Below are 13,091 nucleotides of genomic sequence, written 5' to 3'. Positions count from 1 at the left end.
TTTTCTTTATATAACCTTTGCTTCTATTTATGGTACGGTTCACCCCGATTAATCCGAAACGCCCTGTAGATTTGTTCCACTAAAATGAGTTTCATCAGTTGGTGTGGGAAGGTCATTCGCGAAAAAGAAAGATGTTCATTTGCACGCTTCAACACTTCCTCACTCAGTCCTAATGATCCCCCGATAATAAAGGCAATTTTACTTTTTCCGTACGTTGCTAATTTATCGAGAGTATCAGCAAGCTCCTCGGAAGATTGCATCTTCCCCTGAATCGCCAGCGCAATTACATATGTATCCTGACTGATTTTCCCCAGAATTCGTTCTCCCTCTTTTTGCTTTACTTGAACCATTTCCAGTTCACTTAAAACCTCTGGTGCTTTTTCATCCGCAACCTCAATAACCTCTACCTTTGCATAGGCCGATAATCGTTTTAAATATTCTTCAATTCCTTGTTTTAGGTATTTTTCTTTTAATTTGCCAACCGTGACAATTGAGATATTCACAATCCACAACCCTCTTTTTTTATATTACAAACAGCTTACAAACAAGATATCCACAAAAGTTATCCACATGTCCACATTTTTTATCCACATCTTGTATGGGATTATTTGTTCGCCACAATATATGCGGCTGGATTTTGGCAATATTCACAGCCTGTTGATAAATTATCCACATCTATTTTTGATAAAAGTGGAAATGTTTCAAATTCATCCACAACCGCTTCTAACGCTAGCTCCACGTGTTCCTCGCAACAATAAATCATTTCTTTTCACCCTTTTTTACAAATATTCTTCTTTGTCTTTATTATTAGCTTTCAAAAAAACATAATACCACAAATAAAAACAGGAAGGAGTATAACCTTCCTGTTTACTCATTCACCTATTCAGATCGATCTTCCGCCAATGTCATTTTCGTTGTTTCCCGTTTTCCTTCACGGTAATAGGTAATATTCATTTGCTCGCCAATTTTCTTCTTTTGGTACAAATGTTTTCTTAAATCAATGACGTCATTGATTTTTTCACCGTCTAACTCAACAATAACATCCAGTTCTCTCAAACCTGCCTGATCCGCTGGTGAATTTGGGATAACTTGCCGTAGCGCGACTCCATGGGTAATGTCTCTAGGTAACTTAAGAGCCTCCTCCTGGTAGTATCCAGGAATTTCTGCTACCGATTTAAGATCAACTCCCATATACGGACGCTTCACCACACCAAATTGCTCGAGATCATCAATAATCGGTTTTGCATAATTGATGGGGATGGAAAGACCAATTCCTTCGACAGCACTTTCAGCAATTTTCATTGAATTAATTCCAATGACTTGACCAGCAATATTAATTAAAGCGCCACCGCTATTCCCCGGATTGATCGCTGCATCTGTCTGTAGCACCTCCGCCTGCCAATCCATAAGGCCATCCTGATTGATATCAACAGGAATCGTTCGGTTAATACCTGAAATAATCCCTTGGGTTACGGAACCAGAGAAGGTTGCTCCGAGAGGATTCCCAATTGCCATCACAGGCTCGCCCATTTTAATCGCATCGGAATCACCAAATTCCGCCACCTTTTTCACCTGCTCAGCATCAATTTCAAGGACCGCTAAATCCGTCCAAATATCGCCGCCTAGGAGTTTTGCTGGAATCTTCGTCCCGTCATTTAAGGTGACCTCTAGCTGTGTCGCACCTTCAACTACGTGCTGATTCGTTACAACATAAGCCTTATTTCCCGCCATTTTATAAATAACACCTGATCCCGTACCTGCTGGATCTTCACTTGCCCCAGCCTCATCATACCAAAAGTTAGCCGTTTGAATATTATTGATTCCAACTACAGCATCTGCTGCTTTATCAATCGCCTTGGTAATATCCGTGTTAACATCATAAGAAACTTGCTGCTGAACGAAATTACTTTGATTATTACCATTCGTCTCAGCTGGCTGATTTTGGTTCGGCTGAATATTATAGGGGAGAAATCCTTGATTTGAAAGAGCTGGAATTGATATTACCACTAGCATTGCACCAAGAATTGCACCGACAATGCTAGCAATCAAAAAACCCCCTCTGTTTCCCTTTTGCTTTTGATACCGCGCCGGTGAATGATCATCATAGTAGCCCATTTTCACGTGCCTCCCAATAAAAAACTTCTATTTTCTATTCTACCTTATCGTAACAATTATACTCTTTGTAAAAGATTTTTATTAAAAAAGAGCAAAGATACGTATGTATCTTCACTCTTTCATCTACACAGCTGTTAGAATTGTAGGTGTTTTTGGATCAGTATCGTATAACTCTACTTGTTCACCGACGATGATTCCTTGGCTTTGCAAGGTTTGTGCTACCGACATTCTTGCTAAATCCTTCATATTGTTATCCAGACTTAAATGGGCAAGATACACCCTCTTTGTATTGTCACCTATGACTTCACTCATGGCCAGTGCCGCATCTTCATTGGAGACATGTCCAACATCACTGAGAATTCTTCGTTTAATACTCCAAGGGTATCTCCCCATTCTCAGCATCTGCACATCATGATTAGATTCAAAGATAAAGGCATCCGCGTTAGAGATAATTCCTTTCATCCGATCACTAACATAACCGGTATCCGTTATGAGGACTAATTTTTTCCCTGATTGATGAAAAACATAAAACATTGGTTCTGCTGCATCATGCGATACACCAAATGATTCAATGTCAACAGAACCAAAGCTTTTTACCGTTTCCGTATTAAACACCATTTTTTGTTCTGTCGGAATTTCCCCAACCAAATGGTTCATTGCCCGCCAAGTGTTCTCATTTGCATAAATTGGTAAGCGATATTTACGGGCCAATACCCCAATCCCTTTAATATGGTCGCTGTGTTCATGGGTCACAAATATCCCTGTTAATTTACTAATATCACGGTCAATTTGCTGGAAAAGAGCCTCCATTTGCTTCCCGCTAAATCCGGCATCCACCAGGAAGGAGTGCTCATCTGACTCTACATACAGCGCATTTCCCGTACTCCCGCTGGCTAAGATGCTATATTGTAACGACATATTATTTCACTCCACACTTCTATTTTCATCAAACTGCATGATTTGCCCTTCAAATGCATTCACAAAATGACTTTCTTTATCATCAACAACAAAGCGCCAAGTAGGGGCTAATGCTTGTGAGGCGGTTAATTGAATTAAGGTTGAATAGCCAAGCTCAATTTTCGTAATTTTACTCTTTGGCTTTAGCAAATTCTTTTGATGCAAGGCCTCTAATGCTTTTAATGGAGGGAGGATGGCCTCTTTCGCCGTAAGTGTTTCAATATCCTCTAGATAGGTTTGCTCATAATAATAAATTTGGTTATCACTATTAATATAAAAAGTAATCATCCCGCTAATATTTTTATATAAAAGCATATTCCCATATTGTTGAAAGTACGTAATGGTATTCTTCTTGTCATTTTTCTCCCAAAACTGATACTGCTCGCCATACAAGACATCATTTCTTACAAAAGAGGTGAGCTCAGCCTGCTCAAACTTTGAACTTAATTGGATCGGCTCCTCAAGAGTTACTTGAAGTGTTGCTGCGGGTTCTTTCAATGGTGAGGTCTGTCCTTTTAGCTTCGCTAGATCATCTTTGGTAAACATTTTCGGCTTTGCACTAAGATATTGATCTTTAATTGGAGCCTTTGGCAGATCATCATACTTAATTTCATCCGCCTTCAGCTTATCTTCAATGGATGCTTCTGTTATGATTTCATATTTATTCGCGTCACGAATTTTCATGAATTGAAACAATAGGTACACATCTAAAATTAAAAACGTCAATATAAAAATGGTTTTAATTTTACTCCAATCCACCTGGCAGTCCCCCTAGATCATCATTCGTGATTTGTTGCCAAACATGGTTATATCGATAAAACCAGGCAGGCTCTAAGAGGACCAGCTTGTTCTCATCTGTATCCCTTTCCATCCGATATCCTAGCGTCAATGCCTCTAATAATTCTGGCTTAAAGTTCTTTTTCTTTTGAATATATGCTAAAGCCTCTTGTCCGGATGGAAGAGTTACCTTTTCCATTTCCGTTGTTAACGGAAGCTCCAGTGAGATAATCGGTCTAGCATATTTATTGATTTCATCGCGGCCCCAAACTTCTTGGATCTCGGTCATTCCTCTTTCATTAAAAACGGGAAAACCATCCATACTATAAAGACGGAAAGTAACCGAGCGGCTAAATTCATCCTTCTCCACATAGCGATAGGTGTCTGTCCAGCCTCCGTGTTCGTTAATAAAGTCAATGCTTCGCATTAATAAATCATAGGAGTTTTCTACATAATTCGTTTCAACCGTCGGATTAACGTAAACCAACCTGTTTGTATCATACCTGACGGTCATTTTGCTTGAATCGTCGGTATATTCCTCTCCTTGCTGAAGCAAGCTTCTTTGAACAAACCTTGGATCATTAAAGAGTGCCTCTTTAAACTCCTCTGAATTAAGGATGACTGGCAAGTATTTAGACTCCATCATTTCCGCTTTTCCTTCAGGAATAAAAATAGTACGTGTATCCTTTGCCTCGAAGGTAAAATAACGCGGTAAACGATCTGCATTTTTGAAAAAGTTCCTGTTAAATTCAGTTAGTAATGATGGGGAGACATGACTGATATAGACCTGCTGGTGTTCGGAAGAAACAAAATACACGGTCCCATCCTCTTTCGATGCATTCTCCACATTAATAATCATTCGGTCAAAATTGAAGGAAGGGATTTTTTTCTCCTCGAATTTAAGAACATTTCGGTAAATATCCATCGGGACCTCTCCCGGAAAAATAATCTCTGCCTTACCATTGCCATGGATTAATTCCTTCATGTTCTCTACTTTGTCCGTATGGTTTTCCACATCATAAAACGACCACTTACCAATTTCTTTCATCATCTTATTGAGTTCATCCGAACTAGTGGTTCCAAAATGCTGATCATTAACATGAAAGAGGATTTGGTCTGGTTGAATGATCCTTTGCAGTTCCTTCTTTTCTCTTAAGGTGACTTCTTTTACATAATTGCTGCTTTCCATCAAATCAAATTTAGGCTGGTAGGTCCATAGATTCCACGTGAAAATAATACTGACCAAGATGAGAACAACTAATATCATGGACTTAATACTTTCATATTTCATGACCATTCATCCTCTTCTGATTGTTCATACGGGAGTGTAAAGGAAATGACCGTTCCTTTTCCTTCTTCACTCGCAGCCCAAATCGCTCCTCCATGTACATTGACCATTTCTTTCGCAATTGCCAATCCTAAACCAGTACCTCCCAATTGCCGGGTCCTTGCCTTATCCACTCGATAAAAGCGGTCAAAGACTTTTCCAATATTCTCCTTTGGAATCCCCATTCCTTGATCCGCAATACTAACAATAATATTATCTTCCTCTTCCTTAACCGAGAATGTGACTTGTCCACCCTCTGGAGAATATTTGAGGGCATTTGAAATGATATTATAAAGAACTTGTGTCAGTTTATCTTCATCAATTTCAATAAAAATCGTTTTGTTTGGCAGCTTGCGATTAAAGCTGACATTCTGCTCTTTTGTCATCTCAAATCGATCAATGATTCGATGGAAAAACTCAACAAAGTTAACCCACTCTTTATTCAAGCGATAATCCGTACTATCCAATTTCGATAGTTGGAGCAAATCATTTACTAGACGAATCATTCGTTCCGTTTCATTCCGCGTTACCTCTAAGAAGTTCGGGGCAATTGCTTCATCCTGCCATGCTCCATCTGCAAGCGCCTCTAAATAACTCCTCATCGTCGTCAGAGGAGTTCTTAATTCATGGGATACATTTGCAACGAACTCTCTTCTCTCGGCATCGATTTTTTCCTGATCTGTAATATCATGCAGGACAGCAATTAATCCGTTAACAAAGCCCGTTTCTTTTTGAATCACTGAAATGTTCGCACGAAGTATATAGGGTTTCTTTTTTGTACTATAATCGAGAATTAACGAATCATTTTCCTCTATCAAATCTTCAAAGGTATTCGTATCCTCTAACCCTAATAAAGAAATGATTGGCTGCGATAGAACTGTTTCACGTGAAACATTCAACATTTCTGCAGCAGGCTCATTAATTAAAATCACTCGTCCTTTACGGTCCGTGGCAATTACCCCATCCGTCATATAGGAAAGGACAGAAGATAGCTTCCTCCGTTCACCTTCTGTCATGGCCTGTGCTTCCTGTAGCTTTTTCGTCAAATGATTAAAGGTAACGGCCAAAGTGCCAATTTCATCCTGACCATATACTTTTACTTTCCTAGAAAAATTCCCCTTGGCCATCGCTTGAGCTTGCTTTTTCATATCGGCAATCGGCCGGGTGATCGTCTGAGCCAGTAGAATTCCTAAAATTGCCGTAATCGACAAAGCAATCACATTTCCCGTTACGAAAATCTTATTAATGGTTTTCATTTGGGCAAAGACATTTTCAATTTTTGCCACAATATAGATTGCCCCTATGACTTTTTCCCCTGACTTAATTGGCGTTGAAAGCACCCATATTCGATGACCGTTATGTTTATCGATATAAATTTTACTTTGATCTTCCTCTAAATTAAGCGATTGCGTAATCAACAGTTGTGTTGTCCTTTGACCAACAACTACTTGATTTGGATTAGATGTACCAATAATTTTCCGTGACCGGCCTTCAATTACCTGTACTTCTGATATATCTCCCGATTCGAAGTCCTTCAAGATTTTCTTAATATCCTCTTCGAGAGTCGGATCCTCCTCGGTCCGTTTCTTTTCCATCTCTTCCACAACGTTATATGCAAGCAAGTTGACGCGTTCCTTTAAGGAAGTTTGAAAATTTGTCCGCAATGTTTCTTCAAGCTGCCTTACAAAATAAACTCCGATAATTTGCATCGCAACTAAAATTAGCAGGACATAAATAATGACAAATTTCACATGAATTGAACGAAAAATACTAACCTTTTTCATCAAGGCTTTTACTCCTGATCAGGATTACGCAAGTAGTAGCCTACTCCTCTACGCGTTACAATCCATGTTGGATGACTCGGATTATCCTCAATTTTTTCACGCAGGCGTCGGACCGTTACATCCACCGTGCGGACGTCTCCAAAATAATCATAGCCCCATACCGTTTGCAGCAGATGTTCTCTCGTCATGACTTGTCCGATATGCTTAGCTAAATAGTAAAGTAATTCAAATTCGCGGTGGGTTAATTCAATCGTTTCACCACGTTTAGAAACTACATAAGCATTCGGATGAATCACCAATGAACCAATCTCAATTTCATCCGATTCAGTCTCTGCATCTGGCTGAGAAACAACCACTTGATGACGCCGTAAATTCGCTTTAACGCGGGCAATTAATTCCCTTGTACTAAAAGGCTTTGTTACATAGTCATCTGCTCCAAGCTCCAAGCCTAATACTTTATCAATTTCCGAATCCTTGGCTGTCAGCATGATAATGGGCATTTCGTATTTTTTTCGAACCTCACGACATACTTCCATTCCATCTTTTAATGGCAGCATAATATCTAAAAGAATTAGATCCGGCTGAATTTCTTCAACCATCGTAAGGGCTTCGTTCCCATCATAAGCGCAATAAACTTCATAACCTTCTTTTTTCAAATTAAATTGTAAAATATCTGCAATCGGTTTTTCATCATCTACTACGAGAATTTTCTTTTCCATACCCATTGCTCCTTTGTTTGGTCAATTAATAAAAGACATATATACTCTAGTTTACTTTACCATGTTATTTCTGTTAATTCATCTATTAGTAGTATTTAACAGGGCCAAAAAGCGAAAGCGGCTTCGGAACAAGCACAGCTCGTTCCTGCGAGGATTACTCTAAGTAGCATTCCTTAGTGTCCAGGGGCTTATGACCCTAGCCCCTAGCCGCTGCAGCTAGATTAGAAAAGAGCCTCTATTACTAGAGACTCCTTTTTTTAATGATTCCATTTATCTACTTACATAATTCAGTGGGTTTTGCAGTGCTCCATTTTTATATACTTCAAAATGCAGATGCACACCGGTTGAATTCCCTGTTGATCCCATTACACCGATCGCAGATCCTTGTGAAACAGTTTGACCGACACTTACATCAATTGATGCAAGATGCGCATATACCGTACGCAATCCATTTTGATGATCGATGACAATTTTATTACCATAACCACCATCGTAGCCAGCAGATACTACTTTACCATTGTCTGCTGCTTTAATGGTTCGGTTACTTGGTCTAGCGATATCAATTCCCTTATGCTGTTTGCCCCATCTTTGTCCCTGTTGACTAGAAATATAGCCGCCTACCGTTGGCCATGCCAAGTTTCCTGTTCCACGGGAAGGAATAACCTTCGTTCCTTTTACAACAATATGATTAACGGGCTGCTTGATCACTTGCTCACTCGTCACATCTTTTTTCAACGTTATCCCATTTTGTTCTGAAATTAGATAGTTAACTAAGCGTTCTCCATTTTGACCTTCTTGCTTCACGCTTGTTTCGCCTTTTGGCATCGAAGCATCCTCAACCACTTCATTAACAAAAGCAACGCTTTCCTTTTGGTTGACTTCTTTATCAACGATAACCTCAATATAAGGTTTTAGAGCCGTAACATTTACTTCATCTCCGATATTAACCACGGTTTCTTCCGTAAGTCCTGGATTCAAAGCTAAAAAGTCTGCCAAAGTTAACCCATGACCATTGGCAATGGTTCCAAGCACGTCTCCTTCTTGGACTACATATTTCTTTTCTTCTAATGTACCTTTCAATAGAAGATTTAGTGCGTCATCTGCGGACATGATTTTTTCAGGAGAAACTTTTTCTGTTAAAACTGAAACCTCTTTTGATAATCGAACGTCTAATAAACGAGTTTCGTTTTCCTTAAGCGGTGTTAATTCAGTAGTTTCAGCCGTTTTTCTAGCCTCAAGCTGAATTAATTGTTCCTCTGACACAAATTGTAGCTTAAGCTTTTTAATAACTTCATCAGCTGTTTCTTTACTGTCTAGGTAAACAATTGGAGTTCCATCGATAGAAATCGCGGATGCCTCAACTTGAAGTTGGATAGCGTTTTCAAGATTTCTGACTGTTTCTTGATTATTTGCAGTTGAACGGAAAACTTGTTCACGTATGTAATCAACCTGCACGCCTATGTTTAAATCCTTATCTTTAAAGGATTCCTTTAACGTCTCTACTTTTTCATTCATCATTTTTTCAACGACATCTTTATTTGAAACAGTTCCGATGAAGGTTCCATTCAAATATACATGATAAACAGTTGTAAACTCCGCGGTGTCTGCGGCACTCGCTGGGCTGCTAAATGTAAAAACGGATGCAGCTAAAGCAGAAATGACTGCCATTTTCAGAGATCGTTTTGTCGTTAATTTATTTGATTGCTTTCCTTTATTAAAAAATAACATTGGAATCCTCCCTAAACTACGGTAACAACTCTCTCAATCTAGTACTTTATATCTATGAAAGAAATTTCCCACATTTATATCCTTTATTACTCTAACATAAATTTTTGACAAATAACGCTAAGTATCGATAATGTAACAAAATTGTATAATTGCTGACATTTTACTACAAATGCACTTATTTAAATTTAATGATTTTTCTAAAAATTTATCATTACTTAAATAATACAATAGTAGTAAATAACTAATATATCAACGTTTTTCCTAGTTCAATAGAATAGGTGTAATTTTACAAAACGGGACTAGTTCCGCATTTTTTTTGTAACAGAAAATTGAATTTATATTACAAAAGTGTTACAAAGTGAATTTTTACACTAAGATTTATGTCGAATTTTATGACGATTCTATGAAATTGTTTAGCTTTGTCGAAATTTATTTGGGAATTAAACAAAAAAAGAAGCTTACACGATGTGTAAGCCTCTTTTTGATGGCTCAGGACGGAATCGAACCGCCGACACAAGGATTTTCAGTCCTTTGCTCTACCGACTGAGCTACTGAGCCATTCATCATGGCGGTCTGGACGGGACTCGAACCCGCGACCTCCTGCGTGACAGGCAGGCATTCTAACCAACTGAACTACCAAACCGAATTAATAATATTGATCGTTAGCGAGTAAACCGGGCTTGCCAGTCTCTCACCAACAATCAATTGCCGATGACCCCTACGGGATTCGAACCCGTGTTACCGCCGTGAAAGGGCGGTGTCTTAACCGCTTGACCAAGGGGCCATACTTATGAAACTAATGGTGAGCCATGAAGGACTCGAACCTTCGACCCTCTGATTAAAAGTCAGATGCTCTACCAACTGAGCTAATGGCTCAAAACTATTATTTATTAGTCGTTCGTGACGACGCTTTTTATAATAGCATGGTTACTATGCGATATGCAATACTTTTTCAAAAAAATATTCATAAAATTTTCAAGCCCTCCAAATTAGAGGGCTTGAGTTTGCTTAAATTTGTCTCCACGGACTGCGAACTACGTTCGTTTGATTACGATCTGGTCCAACAGAGAAAGTCGTTAACGGAATACCCGTAAGTTGCGTTACACGTTCAACATAATGGCGTGCATTTGCCGGAAGCTCATCTAATGATTTCACACCGGTGATATCCTCTGTCCATCCTGGTAGTTCTTCATAAACTGGCTCACACTGGGCTAAAATCTTTAAGCTAGCCGGATATTCTGTAATTAATTCGCCATTATAGCTATAAGCTGTACAAATCTTTAATGTTTCAATTCCCGTTAAAACATCGATGGAATTAAGGGAAAGGTCAGTGATCCCACTTACACGACGGGCATGGCGCACGACCACGCTGTCAAACCAGCCGATACGGCGCGGACGACCCGTTGTTGTACCATACTCGCGTCCAACTTCACGAATCTGATTGCCGACCTCATCAAACAGTTCAGTAGGGAACGGACCATCACCAACGCGGGAAGTATATGCCTTACAAACACCCACCACATGAGTGATCTTCGAAGGACCTACACCGGAACCGATCGTAACTCCGCCTGCTACTGGGTTAGAAGAAGTAACAAATGGGTAAGTACCTTGGTCGATATCAAGCATAACACCTTGTGCACCTTCAAAAAGAACCCGTTTGCCATCGTCCAGAGCATCATTTAATACTACAGATGTATCACACACATATTGCTTAAATTGCTGCCCATATTCATAATATTCATCTAAAATTTCTTCATTTGTAAATCCTGTTGTTTCATAAATACGTTCGAATACACGATTTTTCTCTTCGAGATTTCTTTCCAGCTTTTCTTCAAATACATCACGCTCAAGCAAATCAGCAATTCTGATTCCTACGCGTGCTGCTTTATCCATGTATGCAGGACCGATCCCTTTTTTCGTTGTACCGATTTTATTGGCACCTTTACTTTCTTCCTCTAATGCATCCAACTTTAAGTGGTATGGAAGTATAACATGAGCTCGGTTACTGATTCGAAGATTGTCAGTTGAAATTCCCTTTTCATGTAAATAGGCAAGTTCAGTAACAAGCGCCTTCGGGTCAACAACCATTCCGTTGCCAATTACGCAAATTTTTTCTTTATAAAAAATCCCTGAAGGAATTAAATGCAATTTATACGTTTCACCGTTAAACTTTATCGTGTGACCTGCATTATTCCCGCCTTGATAACGTGCAATTGCTTCTGCATTTTCTGAAAGGAAATCGGTAATCTTGCCTTTCCCTTCGTCTCCCCATTGTGTCCCCACAACCACTACTGATGACATAAAGGCACCTCCAAATTAAATACGAAAATCTTTTTCCCACTCACAAGTTTAACAACTATTAGGGGTAAAAGTCAATAAAACACGAACGATTTATATTAACATATTAAAATATGTTCGTAAAATATCAATCTTGTATATTTGAGTTATTTTTCATAAAATAGAGGTGTAATTTAGTCAAAATAATATTTAAGGATGTGGAATATGGTTATTCAAGAGCGGCCAATACCATTGGATTTACTTATTTTTAGAGTATTACTAGCGCGAATGCAACTATCAGAAAGTGAAATGACTAACTTTAAAGTCCGTCAAAAAGGATATGAAGGCGAATTAAAAAGCGACGAATGGCTAAAAGGACTAAATGATCAATTGCTTGTACTACATGGTTTATTGCTTGAATATGACGGTTCAAGATTTCAAATTGATACGTTGATCATTGCAAATGAAAAGATCTACTTATTGGATGTAAAATATTACGAAGGTGACTATTATCTTGAAGATGATAAATGGTTTACAAAAACAAATCCTAACTTGAAAAATCCACTGCATCAACTGAGCAGATGTGAAACCTTGTTCCGAAAACTACTTCTCAGCCTCGGCTACAACTATCCAACTGAATCCTATCTCATTTTTAATAACCCCGAATTTCATTTATATATAACCACAATCAATACTACTCTTATTTTTCCATCTCAATTAGATCGCTTTTTAAAAAAGTTAAACATGCGTCCAGTCAAATTAATTCAACGATATCATAATTTAGCTCAGCAACTCGCTGCCCTCCACATCGTCGATTCTCCTTATTCGCGAGTACCATCCTATAAGTTTGAAACATTAAAAAGAGGACTTTTCTGCCCTAAATGTTACTTGCTTTATTTTGATATTGGGAAGGACTTATGTATTTGTAATAGTTGTGGATGTATAGAGGGAGTCGATGAAGTTGTCTTGAGGAATGTGAAGGAATATATGCTGTTATTTCCTGACAGGAAAGTCACTGTAAAGGATATATATGAATGGTGTGGGGGGATGAAATCTAAAAAAACAATTTGGAGGGTATTATCGAAGCATTTCATTCATGTAGAAAAAGGGAGAAAATCAAATTATATAATAAAGAATGATAAAAATAATACCTTTTATAATGGTTCTTTCTGCTGAACTCTATTTTTCCTAATTCATCGGAATGATTCGGTTCGTTTCTTTCCGATGGACCCTATTTCTCCTCATCCACCGGAATGATTCTCCCAGTTTCTTTCCGATGAACTCTATATTCCTTCATCCATCGGAATGATTCTCCTAATTTCTTTCCGATGAACTCTATTTCTCCTCATCCATCGGAATGATTCTCCCAGTTTCTTTCCGATAAACTCAATTTTCCTTCATCCACCG

The 13,091-nt window shown here is 38.6% G+C and carries 11 protein-coding genes and 4 tRNA genes; 1 reads left to right on the top strand and 14 read right to left on the bottom strand.

What is annotated here, in order from left to right; all coding sequences use genetic code 11:
• Window positions 1–23 precede the first annotated feature (23 nt).
• From rlmH to ACWM35_RS22285, 14 genes are all read right to left on the bottom strand, one after another.
• A complete protein-coding gene (gene rlmH / locus ACWM35_RS22350; RefSeq protein WP_454821107.1) occupies window positions 24–503 on the bottom strand; it encodes a 23S rRNA (pseudouridine(1915)-N(3))-methyltransferase RlmH in 480 nt (159 codons plus the stop codon).
• 101 nt (window positions 504–604) lie between these two features.
• Window positions 605–763, bottom strand: a complete 159-nt coding sequence (locus ACWM35_RS22345) for a CxxH/CxxC protein (protein ID WP_454821106.1) — start codon at window positions 761–763, stop codon at window positions 605–607.
• 116 nt (window positions 764–879) lie between these two features.
• Entirely contained in the window at window positions 880–2,115 is a 1,236-nt protein-coding gene (locus tag ACWM35_RS22340) for a S1C family serine protease (RefSeq protein ID WP_454821105.1), read from the bottom strand.
• Between the two features lie 123 nt (window positions 2,116–2,238).
• Window positions 2,239–3,033 (bottom strand): MBL fold metallo-hydrolase, encoded by a 795-nt coding sequence (locus ACWM35_RS22335; RefSeq protein ID WP_454821104.1) that lies wholly within the window; start codon window positions 3,031–3,033, stop codon window positions 2,239–2,241.
• A 6-nt stretch (window positions 3,034–3,039) separates the two neighbouring features.
• Window positions 3,040–3,831: a two-component system regulatory protein YycI gene (locus ACWM35_RS22330; protein ID WP_454821103.1), complete on the bottom strand. Its 792-nt coding sequence runs from the start codon at window positions 3,829–3,831 to the stop codon at window positions 3,040–3,042.
• Window positions 3,818–5,140: a YycH family regulatory protein gene (locus ACWM35_RS22325; protein ID WP_454821102.1), complete on the bottom strand. Its 1,323-nt coding sequence runs from the start codon at window positions 5,138–5,140 to the stop codon at window positions 3,818–3,820. The genes ACWM35_RS22330 and ACWM35_RS22325 overlap by 14 nt, the downstream gene beginning before the upstream one ends.
• Window positions 5,137–6,960 (bottom strand): cell wall metabolism sensor histidine kinase WalK, encoded by a 1,824-nt coding sequence (gene walK / locus ACWM35_RS22320; protein ID WP_454821101.1) that lies wholly within the window; start codon window positions 6,958–6,960, stop codon window positions 5,137–5,139. The genes ACWM35_RS22325 and walK overlap by 4 nt, the downstream gene beginning before the upstream one ends.
• An 8-nt stretch (window positions 6,961–6,968) precedes the next feature.
• The gene (yycF, locus tag ACWM35_RS22315) at window positions 6,969–7,679 is read right to left on the bottom strand and encodes a response regulator YycF (protein WP_454821100.1); all 711 of its coding nucleotides are present in this window, start codon (window positions 7,677–7,679) and stop codon (window positions 6,969–6,971) included.
• Window positions 7,680–7,949: 270 nt separating this feature from the next.
• The gene (locus ACWM35_RS22310) at window positions 7,950–9,407 is read right to left on the bottom strand and encodes a peptidoglycan DD-metalloendopeptidase family protein (protein WP_454821099.1); all 1,458 of its coding nucleotides are present in this window, start codon (window positions 9,405–9,407) and stop codon (window positions 7,950–7,952) included.
• A 485-nt stretch (window positions 9,408–9,892) separates the two neighbouring features.
• Window positions 9,893–9,965 (bottom strand) — tRNA-Phe (locus tag ACWM35_RS22305).
• Window positions 9,966–9,973: 8 nt separating this feature from the next.
• A tRNA-Asp gene (locus ACWM35_RS22300) sits at window positions 9,974–10,050 on the bottom strand.
• A 69-nt stretch (window positions 10,051–10,119) separates the two neighbouring features.
• Window positions 10,120–10,191, bottom strand: a tRNA-Glu gene (locus ACWM35_RS22295).
• 16 nt (window positions 10,192–10,207) lie between these two features.
• Window positions 10,208–10,283, bottom strand: a tRNA-Lys gene (locus tag ACWM35_RS22290).
• Between the two features lie 132 nt (window positions 10,284–10,415).
• Window positions 10,416–11,708: an adenylosuccinate synthase gene (locus tag ACWM35_RS22285; RefSeq protein WP_454821098.1), complete on the bottom strand. Its 1,293-nt coding sequence runs from the start codon at window positions 11,706–11,708 to the stop codon at window positions 10,416–10,418.
• Window positions 11,709–11,909: 201 nt separating this feature from the next.
• Here ACWM35_RS22285 and ACWM35_RS22280 point away from each other — a divergent pair, with 201 nt between their 5' ends.
• The gene (locus ACWM35_RS22280) at window positions 11,910–12,860 is read left to right on the top strand and encodes a nuclease-related domain-containing protein (protein ID WP_454821097.1); all 951 of its coding nucleotides are present in this window, start codon (window positions 11,910–11,912) and stop codon (window positions 12,858–12,860) included.
• Window positions 12,861–13,091: the final 231 nt, after the last annotated feature.

Source organism: Neobacillus sp. K501, assembly GCF_053749995.1.
Note: the sequence above shows the minus strand (reverse complement) of the source record. Positions and strands in the feature narration are given on the sequence as shown.